This is a genomic window from Bradyrhizobium sp. SMVTL-02, assembly GCF_051853005.1.
Taxonomy (GTDB): domain Bacteria; phylum Pseudomonadota; class Alphaproteobacteria; order Rhizobiales; family Xanthobacteraceae; genus Bradyrhizobium.
Genome location: NZ_CP182469.1, coordinates 3,870,361 through 3,895,176, shown reverse-complemented (window position 1 = coordinate 3,895,176; position 24,816 = coordinate 3,870,361). Strand labels below are relative to the sequence as shown.

The following is a 24,816-nucleotide window of genomic DNA, read 5'->3' as shown; positions in this document are numbered from 1 at the left end:
GAACACATGACAGAGGCGACCCGCCATGCCCGGCGGACCGCCTTCTCACCCACCCCAAACCTGCGGGTCGTCGGTCGCGTCCCCTAGGCGACCGCCACTTTCTTGCGCTCGATGTCGTTGGGCACCTCGATATCGACCTCCAGGGTCGAGACCTCGTCGCCGCGCTCGAGCCGGACGATGACCTTGGTCGGGTCCAGCGTCACGTGCTTGGACACGACGGCGAGGATTTCCTCACGCAGCACACCGAGCAGGTCGGGCTGGCCGCGCATTCCGCGTTCATGCGCAAGCAGGATCTGCAACCGTTCGCGCGCGACCGGTGCCGAGGCCTTGTTGCCGCGGAGTAGCCGAAGCAGACCCATGCTCATGCAGCCCTCCGTCGCAGGAGACGATCCATCAGACCTCTGCGCTCGGCGGGAACGTGCATCGTCACGTTCTCCCCGCAAAGGCGCTTGGCCGCGTCCATATAGGCCCGCGCCGGCGCTCCATCCGCATTCGACAGGGTCACCGGCGTGCCGACGTTGGAGGCCTTCAACACGTCCTGGCTCTCGGGGATGATGCCGAGCAACGGTGTTGCGAGGATCTCGAGGATGTCGTCGATCGTCAGCATCTCGCCGCGCGCGGCGCGGGAGGGATCGTAGCGGGTGATGAGAATGTGCTTCTCGACCCGCTCGCCCTTCTCGGCCCGCACCGTCTTGGAGTCGAGCATGCCGATGATGCGGTCGGAATCGCGCACCGAGGAGACTTCCGGATTGGTGACGATCACGGCCTCATCCGCGAAGCGCATCGCCATGGAGGCGCCGCGCTCGATGCCGGCCGGGCTATCGCAGATCACCCAGTCGAAGCGGCTGCGCAGGTCGGCGATGACCTTGCCGACGCCCTCTTCCGTCAGCGCGTCCTTGTCGCGGGTTTGCGAGGCCGGCAGCAGCCAGAGATTCTCGAGCCGTTTGTCCTTGATCAGGGCCTGCGGCAGCTTTGCGACGCCCTGCACCACGTTGATGAGATCGAAGACGACGCGGCGTTCGGCGCCCATCACGAGATCGAGGTTGCGCAAGCCGACGTCAAAATCGACGACGACGACCTTGTCGCCGCGCTGAGCCAGTGCGGCTCCCAGCGCGGCGGTCGTCGTGGTCTTGCCGACCCCGCCCTTGCCTGATGTCACGACCAGTACCTTACTCATCTGAAATGTCTCCTTTGCTGGTCAGTTCAGTGCTGTAATTCGCATGGTATTCCCCTGCAGCCAGGCCTGCGCCGGCTTGCCGCGCAGGGCGGCGTCGATGTCGTCCGCGGTCTGGTAAAACCCATCGATTGCAAGCAGTTCGGCCTCGATCTTCTGGCAATAGATGCGCGCGCTGGTGTGACCGTTCACGCCCGCCATGGCGCGGCCGCGCAGCGCGCCGTAGACGTGGATGGAGCCGCCGGCGACGACCTCGGCGCCGGATCCGACCGAGCCGAGAATGGTGACGTCGCCTTCGGGAAAGATCACGGTCTGGCCCGAGCGCACGGGGGCCTCGAGCAGCAGCGAGGTGGGCTTGGTCTCGGCCTTCGCCTCAGGCTTCTTGGCCGCGCTCGGCTCGACCACGCAGCTGCGCCCGCCCGTCAGCAGCGGCGGCATCATCGCCGTCAGCCGCCCCTCCTCGACGCCCTCGATGCCGAGCACGCGGATGTTACGGTCCTGCAGGCTGGCGAGCAGATGGGCGATACCGGCCTGGCTGAGATCGACCGAGGACAGGTCGATCACCACGGGTCGGCCGGCAAAGAAGCCCGGCGAACGCGCGATGGTGGTGTCGATCTCCTGGAGCCAGTCCTGGATCGGAACCGTCGGCACGAACACGAAGGCGACATAGGAGCGCCCCCGCAGGCGCACCATCTGGCGTTGGACTTTTGCTGCAGCCTCCATAGCGGCCGACTCGTTCCCCGTTATTGAATGGTTAACGATGCGGCGGATTTGGTTAACGGCCCGTTAATGCCTCCGAGAGATTCCGTCGAGAGGCTCGCCGTGTGCGATCGACGCGACACAGCCGTCCCCCCCCCCCCCGGAAAGACCCTGGATTTGCTTCGCTGCGCTCGCAATGACGGAGTATGGGCTGCTACTGCCCCCTACTTCTTCACCTTGCTCGCATCCATCTTGATGCCGGGATCCAGCATCTTGGTCGTGAACGCAGTGGTCACGTCGAACGGCTTCTCCATGCCCAGGTACGTCTGGACCAGATCATAGTCCTTCTTCATACGTTCGCCGTCGATCCAGCCGAGGCCCTTGGTGGTGGTGAACTCGTCGGTCATCAGGAACTTGATGCGCTCCCACTGCCGCTCCTGGTTCTCCTTGTCGAGGCCGGAGACCTGGTCGAGCAGCGCCTTCAGGCACGGCGCGGCGTCGGCCACGCAGGCGGCAAAGGCCTTCTGCGTGATGCGGACGAAATCCTCGACCAGCTTCGGGTTCTTCTGCAGATACGCACCGTTGACGATCAGCGAGTTGCCGTATGGATTGAGGCCGATGTCCTTCCAGTTGACATAGCCGAGATCTTGCCCGAACTCGATCACCTTGAGATCGTGCTCGTTGTAGAAGTCGCTGATGATGTCCACGGTGTGGCTCTTCAGGGCCGCGATCTTCGCAGTCGGCCCGACATTGACGAAGCCGACGGCATCGGGCGCGAGGCCTGCGGCCTTGGCAAAGGCCGGCCACATCACGCGCGAGGCATCGCCGGGCGGATTGCCGATCTTGTGGCCGGCAAAGTCCTTGACGCCGTTCACGCCGTAGCTCTTCAGCCAGTAGAAGGTCTGGCCGGTATTGGCATAGACACTCATCACCGCGACGGCGTCGGCGCCCTTGCTCTTGGCCACCAGCATGGTGGCGAGATCGGCGACGCCGAACGGCGAGCCGCCCGAGCCGACCTTGGCGGCGGAGACGCCGGAGCCCTTGCCGGTCTCGATGGTGAGGTCGATGCCGGCCTTCTCGTACCAGCCCTGGGCCTTGGCGTAGTAGTACGGCGAATGGTCGGCGGTCGGCGTCCAATTCAGGATCAGATTGACTGCCTCGCCTGCGCTCGCCGGCACCGCCGGCAAGCCGAGCACTAGCGCCATAAAGGCCGCCTGAAAACGCTTCATCGCATCCTCCTCATTGCCAGCGACCCGGCTTGTCGCTCTCCCCTTGTGAGGATACCAATGCAACAAGTCCGCCTCCCGCTTGTCAACTGTTTGGTTGAAAATGCCCGCAAAACGATCTGGCGACACCGCGCCGCAGCGGCGCGATCCCGTCGCCACCCGCAAGAAGCTGCTCACCGCGGCGCGCCTCGAATTCGCACGGCACGGCCTGGCCGGCGCCCGCGTCGACGAGATCGCCGAGCGCGCAGCCGTCAACAAGCAGCTCGTCTATCACTATTTCGGCGACAAGGACGCGCTGTACCTCGCCGTGCTCGAATGGGTCTATGAGGACATCCGCGAGCAGGAGCGCAAGCTCAATCTCGAAGGCCTGCCGCCGGACAAGGCGATCCGCCGGCTGATCGAGGCCTCGTTCGATCACCTCGCGGCAAACCCGGATTTCATCGTGCTTCTGAACGACGAGAACCGCGGCGGCGCCCGCCACGTCCGCGGCTCCACCCGGCTGGAGGCGATGCATTCGCCGCTGGTCAAAAGCGTGTCCCACATCCTCCATGAAGGCGTGCGCGGCGGACTTTTCCGCAAGGGGATCGACCCCGTCCAGCTCTACATCTCCATCGCGGGCCTCAGCTATTTCTTCTTTTCCAACACGCCGACGCTGTCGGCGATCTTCGGCAAGGACCTGTCGAGCCGCGCCCAGCGCCGCGCCCGCCGCCGCCATGTGGTCGATCTCGTGATGCAGTCGCTCCGGCCATAATCAACCAACTGGTTGAAACTTGCCCCAAGGCCGGTTACGCTGAGATCGTGGCCAAGAGGCCGCGAACAACAGGGAGCAGAACGTGGCAGCCGACGGGGCACGCACCGCGCGCAGCTTTGCGGTCATCCTGATCGTGCATCTTGCCGTGCTCGTGCTCTGGCAGGTCCTGGTCGATGCCTTCCACGTGCCGAAATTCATCCTGCCCTCGCCGCTTGCGACGGTGCAGACACTGGGAACCGCGAGCTACGCCTGGGGTGCCAACACGGTGGTCACCGCGGTCGAAATCCTCGGCGGCTTTGCGCTCGGCGCCTTCGTCGGCGTCGGGCTCGCGGTGATCTTCAGTTGGGCGCCGCTGGTCAGCCTCGTGCTGCTGCCGCTGTTCGTGACGCTGAACATGATCCCGAAGGTCGCGCTCGGCCCGCTCTTCATCGTCTGGTTCTCCTACGGCATCGTGCCGAACATCCTGATCGCCTTCAGCATCTGCTTCTTCCCGATCCTGCTCACCACTGCGCGGGGCCTGCGCGAGGTCGAGCCTGACCTGCTCGACCTCGTCAAATCGCTGCGCGGTTCGCGCTGGACGCTGTTCCGCAAGATCCAGCTGCCGGGATCGCTGCCTTACGTGTTCTCCGGCATGAAGGTCGGCGCCATCCTTGCCGTCGCCGGCGCCATCGTCGGCGAGTTCATCGCGTCCGAGCGCGGGCTCGGCTACCTCATGATCCAGGTGCAGTCCTCGCTCGACACGCCCGCGATGGTGATGGCCGTGGTGCTGCTGACGCTGCTCGGCGTCGCCCTCTACGGCCTCGTGCTCGCGCTCGAACGCATGTTCGTGGTCGGCGATGCCAGACAAGCCTAACGAAGGACCGATCGATGCTCCTCACCCGCCAGACGCTGCCGAAAACCATTCCCGATATCGCAGCCCTCGACGATCTCCTGTGCCGGCCGACGCAGGCGCTGATCGACGACCTCAACAAGGTCGAGGGCGACATCATGATTCTCGGCGTCGCCGGCAAGATGGGACCGACGCTGGCCGGACTTGCGAAGGCGGCCGCGCCCGATCGCCGCGTCATCGGCGTCGCCCGCTTCAGCGACGCGAGCGTCAAGGACTGGCTGCACGCGCGCGGTGTCGACACCATCAATTGCGACCTGCTGGATGAGGCCGCGATCAACGCCCTGCCGAAGGCGCCCAACATCATCTTCATGGCCGGCAGAAAATTCGGCGCCGAGGGCGATCTGTCGCTGACCTGGGCGATGAACGCGCATGTGCCGGCGCTGGTCGCGCAGGCCTTCTCCGCGTCGCGGATCGTGGCGTTCTCGACCGGCTGCGTCTATCCGTTCGTCCCCGTTGACGGCAAGGGCTCGACAGAGGAGATGGCGCCGAATCCGCCCGGCGAATACGCCCAATCCTGCGTCGGCCGCGAGCGCATGTTCGAATATTTTTCGCGCAAGTATTCGACGCCGGGCCGGCTGTTCCGGCTCAATTACGCGATCGACATGCGCTACGGCGTGCTGCACGACATCGCCACGAAGCTCCTGAACGGTTCGCCGATCGACGTCGGCATCGGTCACGTCAATGTCATCTGGCAGGGCGATGCCTCCGCGCAGGCACTGCGGTGCCTCGCCCATTGCACGGCACCGACCTCGCCGATCAATGTCAGCGGCGACGAGATTCTTGCGGTGCGCGATCTCGCGCAAAAGTTCGGCGCAAGGTTCGGCCGCACGCCGGTGCTGACCGGCAAGGAGGAGCCGACCGCGTGGCTCACGGACACGTCCAAGGCCGTCGAACTGTTCGGCCGGCCAGTGGTCGGCACCGAGCAGCTGATCGCCTGGACCGCGGACTGGGTCTCCCGCGCCATGCCGAGCCTCGGCAAGCCCACCAAATACGAGGTGCGCGATGGCCGCTACTGACGGTCCGCTTATCCTCAAGCTCGGCGCCAAAGACGCGATCCCCGGGCTCTCGCTGTCGACTGAGGCACACTGGAACCAGACCGAAGAGGACTGGCGCATCTTCCTGCGCGATGGCGTCGTGTTCGGCATCCGCGACGGCATGCGGCTGGTCGCGACCGCGGCGCTGCTGCCCTATTCCGGCAACAACGCCTGGATCAGCATGGTGCTGGTCTCGGCAACGCATCGCCGCCGCGGCCTTGCAACGCGCCTCGTCGACGCCTGCCTGGAAACCGCGCGCAAGAACGGTCTGACCAGCTGGCTCGACGCCACGCCTGATGGCGCCGCCGTCTACGGGCCGCTCGGGTTCACGCCGACGCTGCAATTGCGCCGGCTGAAGCTGGTGAGGCCCGCGCGGGCCGAAGGGCCGCCGCCGTCATCGGCTGGCATCGATGCGCTTCGTGCACGGGACCTGCGCGCCACCGGCTTCGATCGAACTGCCCTCCTCTCCGCCTTCGCACGGCGCTCCGGCTCGCGCATCGTCGCCGCCAACGGCGCGATCGCGCTGGTCCGCGACGGCAGGACTGCGCGCCATATCGGCCCGCTGTTTGCCGATCATGCTGCCGAAGGGCTGGACCTGGTTCACGCGATCGCACGCTCCGAGACCGCCCCTCTCCTGATCGACGCTGTTGCCTCGCAAGCCGCGTTCCTGGAGGGATTGACTGCCTCGGGCTGGACCATCGAGCGCCCGTTCCAGCGCATGCGCTTCGGCCCCGCCACGTCCGCCGGTGCGGAGCTGCCCTTCGCCGTCGCCGGACCCGAATTCGGATAGGACATCATGCACCACAGCCAGATCAACGCAGACGTCCGCAAGCTGATCGCCGACGGTACCGTGCTGCCGGCCCATCCCCTCGCCCTCACCGCCGAGCGCCGGCTCGACAAACGGCATCAGCGCGCGCTGACGCGCTATTACATCGACGCCGGCTCTGGCGGCCTTGCCGTCGGCGTGCACACCACGCAATTCGCGATCCGCGACGTCGGTCTCTACCGCCCCGTGCTCGAGCTCGCCGCCGAGACCGCGGCGAGCTGGACCAGGCGTCCGCTGGCGATGGTTGCGGGTCTCGCGGGCCCCACAACGCAAGCAGTCAGCGAGGCCCGCACCGCACGCGATATCGGCTATCACGCCGGCCTGCTCAGCCTTGCCGCGATGAAGAGCGCTTCCGAGGACGACATCATCGCGCATTGCACGGCGGTCGCCGCCGAGATCCCGCTGGTCGGCTTCTACCTTCAGCCCGCCGTCGGCGGCGTCATCCTGTCGAGCCGGTTCTGGCAGCGCTTCGCCGCGATCGACAATGTTATCGCCATCAAGATCGCGCCGTTCAACCGCTATCGCACCCTCGACGTGCTGCGCGGCGTCGCGGCCGCCGGCGCGCTCGATCGCGTCGCGCTCTACACCGGCAATGACGACCACATCCTGCTCGACCTGATGCTGCCGTTCGACCTGCGCGACAAGGGCGTCACCACGCGCACCTATTTCAAGGGCGGCCTGCTCGGCCACTGGTCGGTATGGACGGCCGAAGCGATCAAGCAGTTCGAGCGCTGCAAACAGGCGCGGCACCAGGACAGCGTGCCGGCCGATCTGCTCGCGCTCGATGCCCGCGTCACCGATTGCAACAGCGCCTTCTTCGACGTCGCCAACAATTTTCACGGCTGCATCGCCGGCTGCCACGAGGTGCTGCGGCGCCAGGGCCTGATGCAGGGCCTGTGGTGCCTCGATCCGAACGAGGGCCTCAGCCCCGGCCAGAAGGAGGAGATCGACCGCGTCTGCCGCGAGCATGCCGACCTCAGCGACGACGCGTTCGTCGCCGCCAATCTGGACAAATGGCTGGCATGACGGCCGAGCCCTTCATCAGCCTGCGAGGCGTGCGAAAAGTCTACCGCAGCGGCGGCGCGGGGTTTCTCGCCGTTTCCGACGTCACCATGGACGTGCAGGAAGGTGAGCTCGTCTCGCTGGTCGGCCCCTCCGGCTGCGGCAAGACGACGGTGATGAAGATCTTAGCCGGCCTGCACGGCGCCGACGGCGGCACCGTCAGAATAGGACACGCCAAGAGCCCGTTCGATCCGACCCGCGACATCGGCATGGTGTTCCAGCAGGCGCTGCTGCTGAAATGGCGCACCATCCTGGACAACGTGCTGCTGCCGGCGGAGATTGTCGGACTGCCGATGAAGGCCGCGCGCGAGCGGGCGCGCGACCTGCTCAACCTGGTCGGACTCGCCGGCTACGAACAGAGATATCCGCAGCAGCTCTCCGGCGGCATGCAGCAGCGCACCGCCATCGCGCGCGCCTTCATCCACGATCCCAAGCTGATCCTGATGGACGAGCCGTTCGGGGCGCTCGATGCGCTGACGCGCGAGCAGATGAACCTGGAGATGCTGCGGATCTGGCGCGAGAGCGGCAAGACCATCATCTTCGTCACGCATTCGATCCAGGAAGCCGTGTTCCTGTCCTCGCACTGCGCCGTGCTGACCGCGGGCCCGGCCAAGATGGCCGATTATTTCCCGATCGACCTGCCCTTCCCGCGCGACCTGCCTCTGAAGACCACCGACGCGTTCGGCGCCTATGCAAGGCGGATCTATGCGAAGTTGGGCTTGGGGGCGGCCTGATACACTGCGATCGCCCCTCTGCCGTCATTCCGGGGCGAAGTTGCAAGCCCGCAATCCATCGGGCAGCAGATCGGTGAATGGATTCCGGGTTCGCGCCAACAGGCGCGCCCCGGAATGACGGTGCAGTTTCCAGGGCGCGGCCTAACGACCACGCCCGCCGTGCTCAGGTCTTGTTGCGCATCTTGCTGAGCAAGTAGTTGTCGTAAAAATTCTCCGCGATCTGCGTGTAGAACAGCAGCTCCTTCATATATGCGTCGTGGCTGTCCTTGGTGCGCTTGAACAGGTCGCTCTTGCCGGCGAGCTCGTTCAGATGCTCCTGGGTGGCGTTGTAGCAGGCCTCCAGCACCGGCTGCGGGAATGCCTTCAGCTCGGCGCCGTTGGCAATCAGCCGCTTCAGCGCCGCCGGGTTCACGCTGTCATACTTCTCCAGCATCCAGGCGCCGGCCGCAGAGCCGGCCTGGTTGAGAATGGCCTGATATTGCTTCGGCAGCGACGCCCACTTCTCGTCATTGACGATCATGTGCAGCATGGCGCCGCCTTCCCACCAGCCGGGGAAGTAGTAGTACTTTGCGACCTTCTGGAAGCCGAGCTTCTCGTCGTCATAGGGACCCACGAATTCGGCGGCGTCGATCGAGCCTTTCTCCAGCGCCGAATAGACGTCGCCGCCGGCGAGCTGCTGCGGCACCACGCCGAGCCGCGCCAGCACATGGCCGCCCATGCCGGCGATGCGGAATTTGAGACCCTTGAGATCGTCGACGGTCTTGATCTCCTTGCGGAACCAGCCGCCCATCTGGGTGCCGGAATTGCCGCACAGGATGGCGTGCGCCTTGAACGGCTTCAGCGCCTCGTTGGCGAGATCGGCACCGCCGCCGAAATACCACCAGGACTCCTGATGGCGATGGTTCATCCCGAACGGCGCGCCGGTGGCGTAAGCCAGCGCCGGCTCCTTGCCGACGTAGAAATAGAGCGGGGTCTGCGCCATCTCGACCGAGGCAACGCTGACTGCGTCGAGCGCCTGCAGGCCGGGAACGAGCTCGCCCGCCGCAAACGTCTGGATCTGGAATTTGTTGTCCGTGGCCTCGGCCACGTATTTCGCGAAGGTCTGCGCCGTGCCGTAGATGGTGTCGAGCGACTTCGGGAAGCTCGAGGTCAGGCGCCATTTGATCTCGGGCGCGCTCTGCGCGATCGCAGGGGCAGCAACCAGCGTCGTCGCGCCGGCGACCGCGCCGCCCTTGAGGAATGTACGGCGTTTCACGATGGGGCTCTCCCTTGACGTCAGGCTCGAAATGGGTGGCGTTGTGAACCGGCTTTGGCCACGGCCTTGGCGGACCGTTTGCCCGTTCCTGAGGCAGAGTTCAAGCTGCCAGAACGCATGGCGCCGCGGCCATCGGCCGGCAAAACGGCGACTTCCCGGCCAGCGGCACGCGGCCGCTCTGCGTCTATCCGAAGATCGCATCCTACAAGGGCAGCGGCCCGACCAACGACGCCGGCAGTTTCGCCTGCATCGACCCCGGCTTCAGGCGCGGCGACGACCACGACTTCCATGACGATGACGACCGGCGCTGCGACGGCAGGCAGTGAACGGCGCGAGATCACGAACAACACGGCGCGCGGTGTCACCGCGCGCCGCATGCTCGAGAGTGCGCACGATCGCGCCCCGATCTCCGTCATTGCGAGCGCAGGGAAGCAATCGGGTCTGCCTCCGCGGGAAGATTCTGGATTGCTTCGCTGCGCTCGCAATGACGATGTGGAAACATCGCAACGACCTGGAGTGGAAGGACACCCTGCTCAGAGCAGCTTGGCGCTCACGAACAGCGCGCGCACGGCGTTGGTCGCCTGCACCGCCAGCATGGCGTTGCCGGCCGCGCCTTCCAGCGCGTGAACGGCGTCCTCGTGCAACGAGCGGAATTCCATCCACTCGACAGATTTGAAATTGGTCAGGAATTGATAGGCCTGTCCGACGGTCGCAATCGCCAGCGTGTCACCGTTCAGCTTGATCTTGAACGTGGTGCGCAGCGGGGTTTCGGAGCTTGCTGGATCACTCATGGGCTGCTTCTGGACGATGACGGCTTAACGAAGGGGAAACGGCAGCCCCGCCGCGGCGAGCAATATCAGGAGGCGGTGCTGGCGCGCCGCGAGGCGGTCGCCGATCCGCTCAGGCTGGGCACCACGACCAGGCGGTTGAACTCGCCGTTGTCGTACGCCTTCAGGAAGCGATCATAGTCCTTGATCGAGACGCAGCCGTTGGAATCGCCGCGGGGCCCGAGCATGTAACTGTGGGTGAGCAGGCCGACGCGGCCGAGTGCGCTGGTCCCATCGGTGGGAGTCATGCGCAGTGCGCGGACGCCGTGGAATAGCTTTTCGCGCGGCTTCAGATCGTAGGTTGCCGGCGGGGTCGCACCGACCATGCGCTGGTCGACATGCTGGGGGTCGTCCATCATCGCGCCCATGCCCGAATGCGCTTCCAGCGCGACGCCGCTCGGCAGGTACAGCGCCTTGGCCGAGATGTCGTAGACCGCCGTGCGCGAATCATAGCCGAGCGCGGCGAGGTCCGGTGCCTTGCCGAGCAGGCCGTCGCCGGGGGTCAGGGAGGCCAGCCTGATCTTGTCGGTGAATTTCTCGAAGAAGTTGCGGTTGTCGACCTTGGGATTGGTGTCGGCATAGGCCTGGCTCGAGGCGATCTGAGCCGACAAATCCGCCTGGACCGGCCGCGAGCGCGGCATCGGGACGGCATCGGCACGCTGCGCGGGTCGCGGCTCCTCGACGACTGCGGTGCGGTCGTCCTCGGTCAGGGTCGAGCGCCACTCGTCGCCCTGGAGCTTCTGCGCGAGCATCGCCTTGGCGTCGCGCAGCTTGAGCTGGACCGCGTTCATGGCGGAGCGCTCCAGCGCGCGCAGGCCGAGCTCGCGGGCCGGCGGGTTCGCAGACGCCGATGCGAAACGGTCCTCGAACGAAGGAGTATTGGCCGGCGGCAGGGCGGCAGTGACCAGCGGGGTCGAATCGCCGAAATCGGCGACCCAGGCAGCAGCGCCCAGCGCCAGCGCGACGGCGGCCAAAGACAGCACTATCGTCTCCGCTCGCCCAATACGGCGGCGCGACAACAGCCTCTCGGCGTGCGCTGCGTCGGAAACCATCAGATCCCCAAATCGACCCCCCGGGGGACCCAACCCCCACCCGGAGAGACTCTATACCAGCTACCACATTGGGAGCCAAAAGTGAGGCATAATCGCGGCCGGTGAGACAGCTCCGGGGGTATCCAATGACCGATACTTTCGACCTAGAACGGTTCGTCCAGGCTCAAAACCCGGTTTTTCGCGACGTCCAGGGCGAGCTGGCCCGGGGCCGGAAGCAGAGCCACTGGATGTGGTTCGTTTTCCCGCAAGTAGCCGGGCTCGGCTTCAGCGCCATGTCGCAGCGCTACGCCATCGGCTCGCGCGCGGAGGCCGTGGCCTACCTCGCCCATCCAGTCCTTGGCCCGCGCCTGATCGAATGCACACGCCTCGTGCTCGCGGTCGAAGGGCGCACCATCAACGCGATCCTCGGCGCGCCTGATGACGCCAAATTCCGGTCGTCGATGACGCTGTTCAACGCGGTGTCCGACGAGCCCGTCTTTGATCAGGCGCTCGCCCGCTATTTCGCAGGCGAGCGCGACGGCGCGACGCTGGAGATCCTGGCCAGGCTCGACCAGGCGCCGCGCTAGCGCGCCTCTCCGGCGTTCGAGGCCAAGGTCACCGAGCTCGTCGTGGCCTGGCCCGGGCGTCCTCCACCATGGAGAGCACGGCGCAATCGATGACCTCGACGGCAGCCCAGACCAACAGCCAGGCCGCCGCCGTCGTCGCCGCCGCTTCCGAGCAGACCTCGACCAACGTCCAGACGGTCGCAAGCGCGACCGAAGAGCTCACCTCCTCCATCGCCGAGATCGGCCGCCAGGTCGCGCAAAGCACCGAGATCGCGGCCCGCGCCGTCGACAACGCCCGCCGCACCGGCGACACCGCACGCGCGCTCGCCGAGGGCGCGCAGAAGATCGGCGACGTCGTCCCGCTGATCCAGAGCATCGCCGAGCAGACCAATTTGCTGGCGCTGAACGCGACCATCGAGGCCGCCCGCGCCGGCGATGCCGGCCGCGGCTTTGCCGTGGTCGCCTCCGAAGTGAAATCGCTAGCGGGCCAGACTGCCAAGGCCACGACCGACATCTCCGAGCAGATCACCGCGATCCAGACCGCGAGCGACGAGACCGTGGCCGCGATCCGCAACGTCGCCGACGTCATCGCCGAGATCGACCAGATCGGCACCGCGATTGCGGTTGCAATCGAAGAACAGGGCTCGGCGACCAAGGAGATCGCCCGCGGCGTCCAGGAGGCCGCCCGCGGCACCCAGGAGGTCAACACCAACATTTCAGGCGTGCAGCGCGCCGCCGACGATACCGGAGCCGCCGCCAGGGAAGTGCTCGGCGCCGCCGAGCAGCTCTCGACCCAGTCGCGCGATCTCGCCGGTCAGTTCGACCGCTTCCTCGGCGAGGTCAGGGCCGCCTAATACGGCGGCGCCTTGCGTGCCCGCTGCGCCTTCGCCGCCTCGATCCACCAGGTGAGGTCATCGGCAAAGCGCGGGAATGCGTGTTCCAGCGCCTTGCCGCCCTCGCCGATCGGCTCGGCGTCCGCCGACAAGGTCTGCGCGATCGGGCCGACGCCGATCGTGCTCGACACCACCACCATGCCCATCTCCGACAGCGTGCCGTGCCAGGCGGTCGCCGCCCGCGCGCCCGAGAAGCGGCCGGCGGAATAGCTCACGATCGCGGCCGGGCGCCAGAACCACTCTTCGAGGAAGTGGTCGGTCAAGTTTTTCAGGCCGGGCTGAATGCCCCAATTGTATTCGCCGGTGACGAAGACGAACCCGTCGGCGCCGCGGATCTGCCCGGCCAGCTTCTCCAGCGCCTCGGGTGCCGCGCCCTTGGGATATTCCTTGTACATGCGGTCGAGCATCGGCAGGCCGATGGCCTTGGCGTCGATGAACTCGACCTCTTCTCCGCGGCTGCGAAGGCGATCGATGACGAAATTCGCAAGGCGGATGCCCATGCGGTCGGAACGATAGGAACCGTAGAGGACGAGGATGCGATTGCTCATGGCTGGCAGGCTAGCATGAAAGCAGGCGGCGCGCCCGACCGATTTGTCGGGCTATCGCCCGCGGCCGCGGTCCAGGGCAACGCAGCTTCGGTGCGTGGCGCTCTAGTGCGTGGCGCGGTATTTGGCGCGCGGAATCGAGTTGCAGGCCAGACCTTCGGCCAGCCGCTTCATGTCCTCGCGTTTGCCGCTCCGGATCAGCCGCCCGAACTCGTCGGATGTGAAAGGAAGGCTGGGATCATCATCGATCGGACGCCGCACTCGCGGGCCGAACAACCGTCGCACCAGGCTAGCCAGCCGCCGCATATCAATTCCCTCGCGCCAGCAACAAACCTTTCAGCCCGCATATTGTTCCTCCCGCACGATCGAGATTGCAAGAGCTTGCTGACGCCTCCGCACCAAAAATTTTGCCGAAGAACAATCCTCTCTTTGTCGTGCTAATCCGCAAAACCCACGTAACGCACGAACTCGTCGTTGTGCTCGCGGTCCGAGCGAACCGCGTTCGCAGCAAAGCTGTCGTCGGGATAGCCCATGGCGACGCAGGTCATGATGACCTCGTCCTCCGGAATATCGGCGACTTCCCGCACGATGTCGGAGCGCATGATGCCCTGGCCGTTGATGACGGAGCCGAGGCCCCGATCCCAGGCTGCGAGCACGATGCCGTAGCAGAGCGCGCCGAGATCGAAATGGCAGACCGCGCCGGGATCGAGCACGCGGTCATAGGTCAGTACCAGCGAGACCGGCGCGTCGAACTGGCGGAAACCGCGCAGCACCCAGTCCTGGCGCATCGGCTTGTCGTCGCGCGCAATCCCCATCGCGCCGAACAGCTTCTTGGCGATGTCGACCTGCCGCGAGCGATGCACGCCCTGGTATTCGCCATGGCTGATGATGTCGCGCTTGACCTTGGCGCCGCCGATCATCTCCTCCATGTTGCGGCGGCGTACTTCTTCGAGCGGCGCGCCCGTGAGCACGTGAACGTGCCAGGGCTGGGTGTTCATCGACGACGGCGCGCGCTTGGCGCTCTCGATGATCGCCTCGATCACCGCGCGCGGCACCGGCTCGTTTCTGAAACCGCGCACGCTGCGGCGCGACTGGACCAGCGTCTCGAATTCCACTCCTTGGCCTCCCTGCCCGTTCATCCCCGCGCATCACAACACGTGGCCGGTTGCCGATGCGGCGCGCAAAATCTATGCTAACCCGCAAGCAAGACCAAGAACCCTGTGAGGACTGCCCATGGCCGCGCCGCTCGATCCCATCATCGCCCAGATCATTCCCCTGATGCCGATGCGCGATCCCGCGGTCATGACGCCGCAGAGCGCCCGCGATTCCTTGCGCGCACTGGCTGCCTCGCGCGCCGCCATCCCGCCGCCGCCGGTCGATCATGTGCAGGATATCAAGCTGAAAGGCGGTGCAGGCCCGCTCGATGCGCGCGTCTATCGTGCCGGCACGACGCCCGCGCCCACCGTTGTGTTCTTCCACGGCGGCGGATGGGTCGCGGGCGATCTCGAGACTCACGACCGGCAGGCGCGCAATCTCGCGATCGAGACCAGCGCGGTCGTCGTCTCCGTCGACTATCGCCGTCCGCCGGAGACGCGCTTTCCGGGCGCCTTCGAGGATGCTTTTGCCGCGGTGCGCGACGTGTTTGGCCGCGTCGCGGAATTTGGCGGCGACGCAAAACGCTTCGGCGTTGCCGGCGACAGCGCCGGCGGCAATCTCGCGGCGACGACGGCGATCGCCTGCCGCGATGCCGGCATCCGGCTCGCTGCGCAGCTGCTGGTCTATCCCGTGACCGACGTCGTAGGCGCTTACGCCGATGCGGGCGAGAACGCGCGCTTTCCCTCACGTGCCGAGAATGCCGAAGGCTACTTCCTGACGCGCGCCACGATGGAATGGTTCTGCGGCCATTATCTCGCCGATCCCGCTCACGCGCACGACTGGCGCGTTTCGCCGCTGCGCGCGCCATCCCTCGCAGACCTCGCGCCCGCGGTCGTCACCACCGCCTGGTTCGATCCCCTGCGCGATGAGGGCACAGCCTATGCGCGGGCGCTCGAGGCCGCCGGCGTGCGGGTCAAGCACCATGAAGGCCCAGGCCTGATCCACGGCTATTTCGGCATGGGCGATGCCTCGGACGTCGCACGCGCCGAGGCCCAGCGTGCACGCGCCGACTTCAAGGCGCTGCTCGCGCGCGGGGTATAGCGAATGCGACGAACTTCGTAGCCCGTAGCCCGGATGGAGCGAAGCGTAATCCGGGTTTCCAGCCACACCGGCGGTCGAGCTATCCGGTTGGCCAGGCCCCGGATTACGCTATCGGCCGGCGCTCGGTGCGTTCATCGCGCCGGAAATATCCGCAACGCCAGTTCGCCACGCGCCGATCCCGCTTGATTGCGCCACGATTCCCGGCTCCAATCCGCCCGCCATCTTTTGGTTTAGGGAGACACCCATGATGAAGCGGATTTTCCTGGCTGCGATCGTTGCCACCTTTGCGGCGGGCTCGGCCTTTGCGGAGGACACCTGCGAGAGCAAGGCGGTCGGCAAGGACGGCAAGCCGCTGGCCGGCGCGGCCAAGACCTCGTTCCTGAAGAAGTGCAAGGCCGAGGCCTGCGCGCCCAAGGCCGTCAGCGCCGACGGCAAGCCGCTCGCCGGCGCGGCCAAGAACAGTTTTATGAAGAAGTGCGAAGTCAGCGCCTGATCGCTGCTGGTCGCCCACTGCTTGGCGGAAGCCGCGCAGATCAACGTGCGGATGCTGCCGGTTTCCCGGACGTCAGCGAGACCGGGAAGCTGACTTCGTGAACTGCGATCGCGATCAGTCGATTGGACGCGGCTATCGCCGTGAACCTACGTTCGACCCGGACTGGCCATTCCTGCACCAACGCCCGCAATCCACCCAAAAGCTGTAGTGCTGCGCGAGATTTTGCGGTAGCTGATTAGGGGCCGCACGGAATGGGCGCCAATCAGCGCCCATTCCGCATCTCCATGTCCCTCCTTCGCTCTGGTCAACGCGAGCAAATCGGCGAAACACAACCGCTGGGCGGGTGGCATAAATTTATGCGTTTATGTATGATTTAATTCACAGCGCTTTTCCAGTTCGGCTGTAAAGTGCAGCTGCGCAACGCGGTGGTTCTCGGACCTTCCGTCTTGCGGTCGGATTGCTGAAACTGATTTTGACTCCGTGAAGATTGGCTGAAAAGGCCGGCAGGCTCAGGCCCACTACCCGTTTCGGGCAGCGCGTTTCCCAAAGGTGCGCGGACACGACAACCTGGTCTCGGCTGACATGGCGCTCACCGGGCGGGAGGTTTGCTGTAGATGATTTGGGGGGCGCGTCATTCAGCAAAATGTCGGCGTGCGCGTAAGCGGGCGTTGACCTTGTTTGGCGCACGAGGTGCCCGGCGGACGCTGTCAACGGCGGAACGGTCTGCTATCCTTCGCTCGTTCAGCCAAGTAGCGGGGTGGTCAAGGTGAACCATCCGGGGATCGATATTGCAGAGGTCGCCCCGCCATCGCGGCGCGTGCTTGCAATTCTGGCGGCCGACGTCGTGGGCTATGCTCGCCTGACCGAGGTGGCGGAGGAGGCAACGCACGTCCGCCTGCGAGCGCTTCGTTTCGGCGTGATCAATCCGTGCATCGTCTCCTTCCGCGGCAGGATCGTGAAGAATACGGGGGACGGCTTTCTCGCTTCTTTCGATTCCTCGCTTGATGCCGCGCGCTGTGCGGTCGCCTTGCAAGCCGAAGTCGCGGCTGCGCAGACCCGGGAAGGATACGACCGGAAGATTCAATTTCGAATGGGCCTGAACGTTGCGCAGACCATCGTCGAATCGGAGGACATTTTCGGAAAGGGCGTGAACATCGCGGCGAGGCTCGAGCAGTCGGCGCCCGCCGGCGGCGTGGTGCTTTCGGACGAGATGTTCCAGCAGATCAAGGACCGGCTCGACGTGCCAGTCCAGGATCTGGGCGTGCTCCGGCTCAAGCATCTCGCACGCCCCGTTCACGCCTATTCTCTCCTGCTGCCTGAGGCCGAACGACTGCCCGCGGGCGACCGCCGCAACGCGAGCCGCCAGGCCAAGGTGCCCTACATCGCGGTGCTGCCGTTTCGGACGCAAGGCGCGAACCCGGAGGACGACTACTTCGGCGATGGAACGGCCGACGAGATCGTCGTGGCGCTTCAGAGCCTCCGCGGGCTGTTCGTCATTTCAAGCATGTCCACCTCTCCGTATCGCAGCGGACCGATCGACAGCCAGAGCATCGGCCAGGAGCTCGGCGTCCGATACGTCCTGAGCGGCAGCATCCGGCGCGCCGACAAGCGGCTTCGCATCGGCGTGGAACTGCAGGACGTCGAAGCGGGGATCGTGCTCTGGGCGGATCACTATGATGGCGATGTCGCCGAACTGTTCGAATTTCAGAGCCGCATTGCGACACGCATCGTATGGAGCATCGCGCCCCAGGTCCGCGAGGCGGAGCTGAAGCGCGCGCTGCAAAAGCGCTCGGACAATCTCAATGCCTACGAGCTGCTCATGAAGGCGATCGACTTCATGTATCGCATGAATTTCTTCGACTTCGGCCGGGCGGGCGAGCTGTTGCAGGCCGCGATCGCTGCAGATCCGGGCTATGCGACGCCCTATGCCTATGCAGCGCTCTGGCACATTCACAATGTCGCACAGGGCTGGGGCGCCGAGGGCGGCCCCGACGCGGCGGAAGCGGCGCGCCTCGCCACGGCGGCGGTCGATCGTGCGCCGGCAGACGGCTTCGCGCTTGCCGTTCTGGGACACGCCAAGGCGCTGCTGTTCAAGGACTACGACGCAGCGCTCGACCTCTTTGACAGAGCGTTGAGCGCATCGCCCGGAAATGCCATGGCTTGGACCCTTAGCAGTGGCGTGTACGGCTACCTCGAGGAGGGCCAGTCAGCGATCACGCGCGCTGAACAGGGATTGCGGCTGTCGCCCGCCGATACACAGGCATATTTCTACCTGATGTTCCTCGGCCAAGCGCATTACATCAATGGCAATTACGACGAGGCGGTCGTGTGGGCCCGCAAGACCGCAGCTCTGAACGGACGGCTGTCCGCCAACCTGCGCATTCTGGCAGCCGCCTATATTGCGAAGGGCCAGGACGAGGAGGCCCGGAGCGTCACCAGGATGCTTCTGGACATCCAACCTCGATTCAAGCTTTCGGCCTATCGTGAGCGTTGCCCCTTCAAAATTGGCTTGCGGGAACGCTTCATCGGACATTTGCGAGAGGCAGGCTTGCCGGATTGAAACCATGCTGCATTTGCAGCGAACCACAGGAGGATCCCGTCATGGGGGGCAATTGGTTCGGAGGCAACTGGTTTGGTGGCAATTGGTTTGGAGGAAACTGGTCGGGCGGCTCGGGCGGCGGCGGATCGCCCGTGTTCGCGATGCGGGCCGATCGGCCACTTGCCGAGATCGCGATCACACGGGACTACGACGCCAAGTTCCGAGACGCGGAATGGGACCCGGATCTTCGCGCCATAGCGATCCTGCCGGAATTTCTGTCGCAGAACATCGGAGGCAAGCTATGGCAGGCGGCCGTCGCGCTGCCGCCACCCACCTACCCCGTCACGGCGAAGATGATCGACGAGGTCCTGGTGCTGGCTGTCGCGGAGCGGCCGGAAGCGCTTGGCGAAATCGTCGAGGAGAACCAGAATTTTCAGCTGCGCTGGCTGCAGCTTCTCAACATCAGCGCCACGTCCCACCCGCATACGTTCCTGCTGATGAAGATCATGGCCCGGGTCGGCGAGTTTGCGATGATCCAGCTCAAGCTCCAGTATCCAAACCCGGCTGGTGCCGCGCCCCCGCCCTACTGGTACCAGCCGCGACCAAGCCAGGTCTGCCCGACGCTGTATCCGCCGGTCCAGGTCCCGGGGCACCCGGCCTATCCGGCCGGACACGCGCTCATTGGCACGCTCACCTCCGAATGCCTGGCCGACATGCTGCCTCGATACAAGGAGGCGTTGCGCGCACTCGCCGCGCGAGTCGGCATGAACCGGGTGATCGCGGGATTGCACTATCGCGAGGACATCGACGCGGGCGCCAGGGCCGCGGTCGCCTTGAAACCCTATCTGACGGCCTGCCCGTTCTACGTAGCCACCCTCAACCTCGCGAAGACCGAATGGCAGTGAGACCACGCGCAACCTGACCACGGCAGCGGAGGCAGCCATGACGCCTTGGGAATTGCCGCCCGGCTATGTCCGGGTGCTCATGCAGCGTAATCAGAACGGCATGCTCTTGAGGGCGGCAAACGACCTGCTCGAGGGCGGTAGTCCGGTCGGCACGATGGGCGAATACATTCAAAGGAACGCGACGCCCGACTTTTTGATCGACGACGAGTTCGGCGCGCTGCCGCTCTGGGATGGCGCCGATCAGCGACTTGCAGTCTCGACCAGGGACAGGGGCGAAAAAGCGTCCGCGCTCCTCGCGCTCGATAAGTCGAATAAATTCCTGATCCGCGCCTACGTTTCTCCCGAGAGCCTCGCCAAGCCGGATTTCAACGATGGCGAGCCGGTCTGGTTGGATCCTGACGTGCGCGGCCAGCTTGCTTTACCACCTGCCAATAAGGCCACGGGCGATATCGAAATGGTTCGGCAGGACCTCAACACCGCGGTGCTGCAGGACAACAGCCTCTATGGCGCGGGTGTTGCCGTCGCGATCGTCGATACCGGCATCTGCCGGCCGCATCTTGCGAAGCGGCTCGGCTTCAACCCGGACCTTGACGTCGGCAATTCGTGGACGCCACCGACCGTGGCGACGACACCGGGCCACCATCGCATCGGACACGGAACGATGTGTGCCTACGGCGTGCTCGCGGTGGCCCCGAACGTGACGCTGCTCGATTATCCCTTGCTGCTTGGACGGCCGGCCGGGGAGCACACCGTCAGTGCCACGATCGGGGAAATGATGAGCGGTTACTTGAAGCTGATCTGGCGCTGGGCGGTCATTGGGACCATCCCGCAAACCGCGCTCGTGGTCAACAATAGCTGGGGCATCTTCCATCCGAGCCTGGACGACTTCCCGCCCGGTGATCCCAGGCGCTACATCGACAACCCCAATCACCCCTTCAGACTGTACATCTGGTTGCTCACGGCATTCGGGGCCGACGTGGTTTTCGCCGCCGGCAATTGCGGCGGCGGCTGCCCCGCTGCCGTGTGTCTGCAGCGGACGACAGGAATGATCATGGGCGCGAACGCCTACGACGAAGTGCTGACGCTCGCCGGTTGCGACATCCACGACGCGCGCGTCTGTTATTCCACCCAAGGGCCATCGATCGCGGGCATGCCTCAAAAGAAGCCAGACATCACCGCCTATACGGAGTTTCTCGGCTCGAAGGTCCTGCGAGGCCCGCGCGGCTTCGAGCCGGATACGGGAACGTCGACGTCATGCGCCGTCGCATCCGGGTGCATCGCTGCGCTGCGGACCGTGCAATCGCCGACGGCGACGGATCCGGCAGCCATGATTGCGGCGTTGAAGGCGACGGCGCTGCCCCTGGGCGGCGCGGTGCCCAACTACGATTACGGCTTCGGCATCATCCGGCCGGTTGCCGCCGGGCGCAGCCTCGGCATCATTCCATGAGCGCTTAGCTCCGCAACCCCGGCGCTTCCTGCCCCGTGCGCGCGACATATTCGGTGTAGCCGCCGCCGTACTGATGGATGCCCTCCGGCGTCAGCTCGAGCACGCGGTTCGACAGCGTCGCCAAGAAGTGGCGGTCGTGCGAGACGAACAGCATGGTGCCCTCGAAATCAGCGAGCGCCGTGATCAGCATCTCCTTGGTGGCGAGGTCGAGATGGTTGGTCGGCTCGTCCAGCACCAGGAAGTTCGGCGGATCGAACAGCATCTTGGCCATCACCAGCCGCGCCTTCTCGCCGCCTGACAGCACCCGGCAGCGCTTCTCGACGTCGTCCCCGGAGAAGCCGAAGCAGCCGGCGAGCGCGCGCAAAGACCCCTGCCCCGCGGTCGGAAACTGGTCTTCCAGCGACTGGAACACGGTGCGCTCGCCGTCGAGCAGATCCATCGCATGCTGGGCGAAATAGCCCATCTTGACGCTGCCCCCGAGCGCCACCGAGCCCTCATCCGGCTCGCTCGCACCGGCAACCAGCTTGAGCAATGTCGACTTGCCCGCACCGTTGACGCCCATCACGCACCAGCGCTCCTTGCGGCGGATCATGAAATCGAGCCCGTCATAGATGCGCTTCGCGCCGTAGCCCTTGTGGACGTTCTTGAGCGCCACAACGTCCTCGCCCGAGCGCGGCGCCGGCGGGAAGTCGAAGGCGACGCTCTGGCGGCGGCGCGGCGGCTCGACCCGCTCGATCTTGTCGAGCTTCTTCACCCGGCTCTGCACCTGCGCCGCATGCGAGGCGCGCGCCTTGAAGCGCTCGATGAATTTGATCTCCTTGGCGAGCATGGCCTGCTGGCGCTCGAACTGCGCCTGCTGCTGCTTCTCGTTCTGCGCCCGCTGCTGCTCATAGAACTCGTAATTGCCGGTGTAGGTGGTGAGCGAGCCGCTGTCGATCTCGATCACCTTGGAGATCACGCGGTTGATGAACTCGCGGTCGTGCGAGGTCATCAGCAGCGTGCCTTCGTAGTCGTGCAGGAATTTTTCCAGCCAGATCAGGCTTTCGAGATCGAGATGGTTGCTCGGCTCATCCAGCAGCATGACATCGGGGCGCATCAGGAGAATGCGCGCCAGCGCCACGCGCATCTTCCAGCCGCCCGAGAGCTTGCCGACGTCGCCGTCCATCATCTCCTGGCTGAAGCCGAGGCCGGACAGCGCCTCGCGCGCCCGACCATCGAGCGCATAGCCGTCCAGCTCCTCGAACCGGTGCTGCACCTCGCCATAGCGTGCGATGATCTCGTCCATCTGATCGGCCTTGTCAGGGTCGGCCATCGCGGCCTCGAGCTCGCGCAGCTCGGCCGCGACCTCGCTGACGGGACCGGCGCCATTCATGACCTCGGCCACGGCGCTGTGGCCGCTCATTTCGCCGACGTCCTGGTTGAAATAGCCGATCGTGATGCCGCGATCGGTCGAGACCTGCCCCTCATCGGGCAGCTCTTCGCCGGCGATCATGCGGAACAGCGTGGTCTTGCCGGCGCCGTTCGGCCCGACCAGGCCGATCTTCTCCCCCTTGTTGAGGGCCGCGGAGGCTTCGATGAACAGGATCTGGTGGCCGGCTTGCTTGCTGACGTTGTCGAGGCGGATCATGGGGTCTTTTGTGGGGATTTTTGCGTTGCAGCGTCATAGGCCATAGTGCCCGCGAGGGGAAGCCCGGCGGGGTACGGATCTCCGCCAGACATACCGGCGACCCGGGCCCAGCACCACGGGCGACATCCAAAGCAACAGAGGCAAGGACACGGCATAGGCGCCGAGCGACAGGGCCAGCCCGCAGGACGTGGTCCGGCGAACTTGCGACAGACTTCACCGAGAGCAAGCTCGCCATCGCTCCGGCGCTGCACCTGCCAGCCGGCGTCCCGGCCGACGAGGATCTCCATGACCGCCGTGCTCTGGAAGATCATCATGCAGGGAGCGATCAATCCCGCGACAAGCGTCTCGCAAACGACGCCGGCAAGGACGCGGACGCTGCCTGCAAAGCCGCTCCGCTCCTCGCGATTGCTGATCATCACCAGATAGGCCAGCAGCTTCGGCACGACGAGAAGCCCCATCGTGGCGGCAAAGACCCAGGCCGCGAGGACGGGCTCACGTCTCCGAATGAGAGCAACGTGGAAAACGACCGATGTTCCCCGGAGTTCCCTGAAGGAAGGGGGCGACAATATCGGTTCAGAACGACGAAAACCGGCGCCCGCCCAAGTGCCGTGCGCCGTCATCCCGGTCGTCACCGGCAAGATCAGCGTCGAGCGCTGCGAATGAATCCTGCTCGATCTCGCGCGATATTGCTGCCACGACCGTGACGCGATTTCGTCGCCGGCACAATGTCAGGGTTGCAGCAGCGAGAGGAGACGTTGCCGGTCCTGATCGCGGCACCGTTGCTCCGCGCGCATTCGCTCGAGTTCGGCTTCTGCTTTGGCCGTTTCTTCATTCTGGCGCCTCATCTCGAGAATGAGTGCCTCTTGCTCTGCGAGCCGTCGTTCCCCTTCGGCGACATCGCGCTCCACCTGCCGCAGTTCATCGTATATCGCAGTCTTGTACATGACGATCCTCGAGCGGCAGTGCTGCGAATCCACCGCAGAGTCGTTTTCCAAAAGGGCATCAGCCGTGCCGCAACGTTCATGACTTTCAACTCAGAAATCTTCTCGAACGTTCCGGCTGCTGCCGCTTTTTCCCGTCCCTTCATCCGCAGGTGAGCTCAGGTCTACGAGACCCGCTTCTTGGCAGGAGGACGAAGATGCAGGTCTCACCCCCGACTCGAAGCGCGCTCCGAGCTTCGTCGCGAATTGCCCGGACTCGATGCCCCCTGAACCACCGCTGAGCGCCTGCCGGCTCGCTACCTCACAGCGAACGGCGCCTGGTAGGGCCGGCCGAACGGCACGCCGTTGATGACGGTCTGGATCGGCTTGAGCTGGGCCTTCCCGTCTCTCTTGTTGTTGCGGGTGTCGACAAAGCTGACCGGCCCTTCCACGAGCTCCATGATGGCGACGTCGCCGGGCGCGCCGACCTGCAGCGTGCCGATTTTCGGCGCGCGATTGATGATCTTCGCCGGGGCTGTCGTGGCCATTGCGACCACCTGCTCCAGCGTGAATCCAAGCGTCATGAACTTGCTCATCACGTTGGGCAGGAAGGGAATGCCTGGCGAATTGCCGGAGAAGACGTGGATGTCGGAGGAAATGGTGTCCGGAATGCATCCACCGGGGATCGCCACTTCCGCCACGGTGAAGTCGAAGCTGCCACCGCCATGGCCCACGTCGAACATGACGCCACGCTGTTTGGCCGCCAGGGCCGCGGGCAGCAACCTGCCCTCCTGGACGATATTCGTGAAGCTGTTGGACATGTTCGGAGCGCCCGAATAGGCATGCGTCAGCACGTCGCCCGGGCGCAGCAGGTCGAGGATCTGCGACATCAGCTCCTTGGACTCGACGCCGCCGATATGCACCATCATCTTCGCCGGCCAGCCGCACATCTCGCACGCCTGGATCCCGCGCTTGAGCGGCTCGAGCCCGTGCTTGAAGATCACGTTCTCCGACATCCGCACTTTGACCCCGAGGAGGAAGTCCGAATTCTCGGCGAGAGCCATGGCACAGGCCTCGGTTTGAGCGGAGTCGATATTGTAGAGCTCTGCGACGGGAAACGCCGAAAGCCCGTTGTTGGCGATGTGGAGTGAAATGGACCCCGATTGTGGGACCACGT

24 protein-coding genes and 3 pseudogenes are annotated in these 24,816 nt (G+C 65.2%); 14 read left to right on the top strand and 13 right to left on the bottom strand.

Annotated elements, in window-relative coordinates; translation table 11 throughout:
* Positions 1–83: 83 nt before the first annotated feature.
* From minE to ACNJYB_RS18245, 4 genes are all read right to left on the bottom strand, one after another.
* Positions 84–365, bottom strand: coding sequence for a cell division topological specificity factor MinE (minE, locus tag ACNJYB_RS18260; RefSeq protein ID WP_018644672.1), 282 nt, complete (start codon positions 363–365; stop codon positions 84–86).
* Entirely contained in the window at positions 362–1,177 is an 816-nt protein-coding gene (minD, locus tag ACNJYB_RS18255; protein WP_018644673.1) for a septum site-determining protein MinD, read from the bottom strand. Before minD ends, minE begins: the two co-directional genes overlap by 4 nt.
* Before the next feature lie 21 nt (positions 1,178–1,198).
* Entirely contained in the window at positions 1,199–1,897 is a 699-nt protein-coding gene (gene minC, locus ACNJYB_RS18250) for a septum site-determining protein MinC (protein WP_439375188.1), read from the bottom strand.
* Between the two features lie 200 nt (positions 1,898–2,097).
* On the bottom strand, positions 2,098–3,102 hold the full coding sequence (locus tag ACNJYB_RS18245) for an ABC transporter substrate-binding protein (RefSeq protein WP_439375187.1): 1,005 nt from the start codon (positions 3,100–3,102) through the stop codon (positions 2,098–2,100).
* Positions 3,103–3,202: 100 nt separating this feature from the next.
* Between ACNJYB_RS18245 and ACNJYB_RS18240 the strand changes: the two genes are divergently transcribed.
* The 6 genes from ACNJYB_RS18240 (at position 3,203) to ACNJYB_RS18215 (ending at position 8,395) form a co-directional block, all read left to right on the top strand.
* The gene (locus tag ACNJYB_RS18240) at positions 3,203–3,850 is read left to right on the top strand and encodes a TetR/AcrR family transcriptional regulator (protein ID WP_439375186.1); all 648 of its coding nucleotides are present in this window, start codon (positions 3,203–3,205) and stop codon (positions 3,848–3,850) included.
* Positions 3,851–3,932: 82 nt separating this feature from the next.
* A complete protein-coding gene (locus tag ACNJYB_RS18235) occupies positions 3,933–4,703 on the top strand; it encodes an ABC transporter permease (protein WP_439375185.1) in 771 nt (256 codons plus the stop codon).
* Between the two features lie 14 nt (positions 4,704–4,717).
* Positions 4,718–5,755 carry an NAD-dependent epimerase/dehydratase family protein gene (locus ACNJYB_RS18230; protein WP_439375184.1) on the top strand — a complete coding sequence of 346 codons (1,038 nt, stop codon included), beginning with the start codon at positions 4,718–4,720 and terminating at the stop codon, positions 5,753–5,755.
* Positions 5,742–6,563, top strand: coding sequence for a GNAT family N-acetyltransferase (locus tag ACNJYB_RS18225; protein ID WP_439375183.1), 822 nt, complete (start codon positions 5,742–5,744; stop codon positions 6,561–6,563). Before ACNJYB_RS18230 ends, ACNJYB_RS18225 begins: the two co-directional genes overlap by 14 nt.
* 6 nt (positions 6,564–6,569) lie before the next feature.
* Positions 6,570–7,625, top strand: a complete 1,056-nt coding sequence (locus tag ACNJYB_RS18220; protein WP_439375182.1) for a dihydrodipicolinate synthase family protein — start codon at positions 6,570–6,572, stop codon at positions 7,623–7,625.
* A complete protein-coding gene (locus ACNJYB_RS18215) occupies positions 7,613–8,395 on the top strand; it encodes an ABC transporter ATP-binding protein (protein WP_439375181.1) in 783 nt (260 codons plus the stop codon). The genes ACNJYB_RS18220 and ACNJYB_RS18215 overlap by 13 nt, the downstream gene beginning before the upstream one ends.
* Before the next feature lie 163 nt (positions 8,396–8,558).
* Here the strand turns inward: ACNJYB_RS18215 and ACNJYB_RS18210 are convergent, their stop codons facing one another.
* From ACNJYB_RS18210 to ACNJYB_RS18200, 3 genes are all read right to left on the bottom strand, one after another.
* Positions 8,559–9,650, bottom strand: a complete 1,092-nt coding sequence (locus tag ACNJYB_RS18210; RefSeq protein WP_439375180.1) for a TRAP transporter substrate-binding protein — start codon at positions 9,648–9,650, stop codon at positions 8,559–8,561.
* A 533-nt stretch (positions 9,651–10,183) separates the two neighbouring features.
* On the bottom strand, positions 10,184–10,441 hold the full coding sequence (locus ACNJYB_RS18205; RefSeq protein ID WP_258761899.1) for a hypothetical protein: 258 nt from the start codon (positions 10,439–10,441) through the stop codon (positions 10,184–10,186).
* A gap of 65 nt (positions 10,442–10,506) precedes the next feature.
* Positions 10,507–11,460, bottom strand: a complete 954-nt coding sequence (locus ACNJYB_RS18200; RefSeq protein ID WP_439375179.1) for a DUF2778 domain-containing protein — start codon at positions 11,458–11,460, stop codon at positions 10,507–10,509.
* Between the two features lie 194 nt (positions 11,461–11,654).
* Between ACNJYB_RS18200 and ACNJYB_RS18195 the strand changes: the two genes are divergently transcribed.
* Positions 11,655–12,095: a DUF1810 domain-containing protein gene (locus ACNJYB_RS18195; protein WP_439375178.1), complete on the top strand. Its 441-nt coding sequence runs from the start codon at positions 11,655–11,657 to the stop codon at positions 12,093–12,095.
* Positions 12,089–12,928 (top strand): annotated as a pseudogene (locus tag ACNJYB_RS18190) (methyl-accepting chemotaxis protein); the annotation flags it as partial. The gene ACNJYB_RS18195 and the pseudogene ACNJYB_RS18190, both read left to right, overlap by 7 nt.
* Here ACNJYB_RS18190 and ACNJYB_RS18185 read toward each other — a convergent pair.
* From ACNJYB_RS18185 to ACNJYB_RS18175, 3 genes are all read right to left on the bottom strand, one after another.
* Positions 12,925–13,515 (bottom strand): NADPH-dependent FMN reductase, encoded by a 591-nt coding sequence (locus tag ACNJYB_RS18185; RefSeq protein WP_439375177.1) that lies wholly within the window; start codon positions 13,513–13,515, stop codon positions 12,925–12,927. The pseudogene ACNJYB_RS18190 and the gene ACNJYB_RS18185 sit on opposite strands and share 4 nt — an antisense overlap.
* A 102-nt stretch (positions 13,516–13,617) precedes the next feature.
* Entirely contained in the window at positions 13,618–13,818 is a 201-nt protein-coding gene (locus tag ACNJYB_RS18180) for a hypothetical protein (RefSeq protein ID WP_439375176.1), read from the bottom strand.
* A gap of 131 nt (positions 13,819–13,949) precedes the next feature.
* Positions 13,950–14,627: a nitroreductase gene (locus tag ACNJYB_RS18175; RefSeq protein WP_439375175.1), complete on the bottom strand. Its 678-nt coding sequence runs from the start codon at positions 14,625–14,627 to the stop codon at positions 13,950–13,952.
* A 118-nt stretch (positions 14,628–14,745) separates the two neighbouring features.
* Between ACNJYB_RS18175 and ACNJYB_RS18170 the strand changes: the two genes are divergently transcribed.
* The 5 genes from ACNJYB_RS18170 (at position 14,746) to ACNJYB_RS18150 (ending at position 21,092) form a co-directional block, all read left to right on the top strand.
* Entirely contained in the window at positions 14,746–15,708 is a 963-nt protein-coding gene (locus ACNJYB_RS18170) for an alpha/beta hydrolase (protein ID WP_439375174.1), read from the top strand.
* 244 nt (positions 15,709–15,952) lie between these two features.
* A complete protein-coding gene (locus ACNJYB_RS18165; protein WP_439375173.1) occupies positions 15,953–16,201 on the top strand; it encodes a hypothetical protein in 249 nt (82 codons plus the stop codon).
* Between the two features lie 766 nt (positions 16,202–16,967).
* Positions 16,968–18,761, top strand: a complete 1,794-nt coding sequence (locus ACNJYB_RS18160; RefSeq protein ID WP_439375172.1) for an adenylate/guanylate cyclase domain-containing protein — start codon at positions 16,968–16,970, stop codon at positions 18,759–18,761.
* Between the two features lie 41 nt (positions 18,762–18,802).
* A complete protein-coding gene (locus ACNJYB_RS18155; RefSeq protein ID WP_439375171.1) occupies positions 18,803–19,645 on the top strand; it encodes a phosphatase PAP2 family protein in 843 nt (280 codons plus the stop codon).
* Between the two features lie 52 nt (positions 19,646–19,697).
* Complete coding sequence (locus tag ACNJYB_RS18150; protein WP_439375170.1) at positions 19,698–21,092, top strand: S8 family serine peptidase; 1,395 nt, start codon at positions 19,698–19,700, stop codon at positions 21,090–21,092.
* A gap of 4 nt (positions 21,093–21,096) precedes the next feature.
* Here the strand turns inward: ACNJYB_RS18150 and ACNJYB_RS18145 are convergent, their stop codons facing one another.
* Positions 21,097–22,719 (bottom strand): ABC-F family ATP-binding cassette domain-containing protein, encoded by a 1,623-nt coding sequence (locus tag ACNJYB_RS18145; RefSeq protein WP_439375169.1) that lies wholly within the window; start codon positions 22,717–22,719, stop codon positions 21,097–21,099.
* 105 nt (positions 22,720–22,824) lie between these two features.
* A pseudogene (locus tag ACNJYB_RS18140) lies at positions 22,825–23,216 on the bottom strand (glucans biosynthesis glucosyltransferase MdoH); the annotation flags it as partial.
* 258 nt (positions 23,217–23,474) lie between these two features.
* Between ACNJYB_RS18140 and ACNJYB_RS18135 the strand changes: the two are divergent.
* Positions 23,475–23,816, top strand: coding sequence for a hypothetical protein (locus tag ACNJYB_RS18135; protein WP_439375168.1), 342 nt, complete (start codon positions 23,475–23,477; stop codon positions 23,814–23,816).
* A gap of 140 nt (positions 23,817–23,956) precedes the next feature.
* Here the strand turns inward: ACNJYB_RS18135 and ACNJYB_RS18130 are convergent.
* Positions 23,957–24,787, bottom strand: a pseudogene (locus tag ACNJYB_RS18130) (amidohydrolase family protein); the annotation flags it as partial.
* Positions 24,788–24,816: the final 29 nt, after the last annotated feature.

Excerpts from the sequence above, each read along its gene's own strand:
- minE (WP_018644672.1), bottom strand. The coding sequence starts at position 365 with ATGAGCATGGGTCTGCTTCGGCTACTCCGCGGCAACAAGGCCTCGGCA.
- minD (WP_018644673.1), bottom strand. The coding sequence starts at position 1,177 with ATGAGTAAGGTACTGGTCGTGACATCAGGCAAGGGCGGGGTCGGCAAG.
- minC (WP_439375188.1), bottom strand. The coding sequence starts at position 1,897 with ATGGAGGCTGCAGCAAAAGTCCAACGCCAGATGGTGCGCCTGCGGGGG.
- ACNJYB_RS18245 (WP_439375187.1), bottom strand. The coding sequence starts at position 3,102 with ATGAAGCGTTTTCAGGCGGCCTTTATGGCGCTAGTGCTCGGCTTGCCG.
- ACNJYB_RS18240 (WP_439375186.1), top strand. The coding sequence starts at position 3,203 with ATGCCCGCAAAACGATCTGGCGACACCGCGCCGCAGCGGCGCGATCCC.
- ACNJYB_RS18230 (WP_439375184.1), top strand. The coding sequence starts at position 4,718 with ATGCTCCTCACCCGCCAGACGCTGCCGAAAACCATTCCCGATATCGCA.
- ACNJYB_RS18225 (WP_439375183.1), top strand. The coding sequence starts at position 5,742 with ATGGCCGCTACTGACGGTCCGCTTATCCTCAAGCTCGGCGCCAAAGAC.
- ACNJYB_RS18220 (WP_439375182.1), top strand. The coding sequence starts at position 6,570 with ATGCACCACAGCCAGATCAACGCAGACGTCCGCAAGCTGATCGCCGAC.
- ACNJYB_RS18215 (WP_439375181.1), top strand. The coding sequence starts at position 7,613 with ATGGCTGGCATGACGGCCGAGCCCTTCATCAGCCTGCGAGGCGTGCGA.
- ACNJYB_RS18205 (WP_258761899.1), bottom strand. The coding sequence starts at position 10,441 with ATGAGTGATCCAGCAAGCTCCGAAACCCCGCTGCGCACCACGTTCAAG.
- ACNJYB_RS18195 (WP_439375178.1), top strand. The coding sequence starts at position 11,655 with ATGACCGATACTTTCGACCTAGAACGGTTCGTCCAGGCTCAAAACCCG.
- ACNJYB_RS18185 (WP_439375177.1), bottom strand. The coding sequence starts at position 13,515 with ATGAGCAATCGCATCCTCGTCCTCTACGGTTCCTATCGTTCCGACCGC.
- ACNJYB_RS18180 (WP_439375176.1), bottom strand. The coding sequence starts at position 13,818 with ATGCGGCGGCTGGCTAGCCTGGTGCGACGGTTGTTCGGCCCGCGAGTG.
- ACNJYB_RS18170 (WP_439375174.1), top strand. The coding sequence starts at position 14,746 with ATGGCCGCGCCGCTCGATCCCATCATCGCCCAGATCATTCCCCTGATG.
- ACNJYB_RS18165 (WP_439375173.1), top strand. The coding sequence starts at position 15,953 with ATGATGAAGCGGATTTTCCTGGCTGCGATCGTTGCCACCTTTGCGGCG.
- ACNJYB_RS18155 (WP_439375171.1), top strand. The coding sequence starts at position 18,803 with ATGGGGGGCAATTGGTTCGGAGGCAACTGGTTTGGTGGCAATTGGTTT.
- ACNJYB_RS18145 (WP_439375169.1), bottom strand. The coding sequence starts at position 22,719 with ATGATCCGCCTCGACAACGTCAGCAAGCAAGCCGGCCACCAGATCCTG.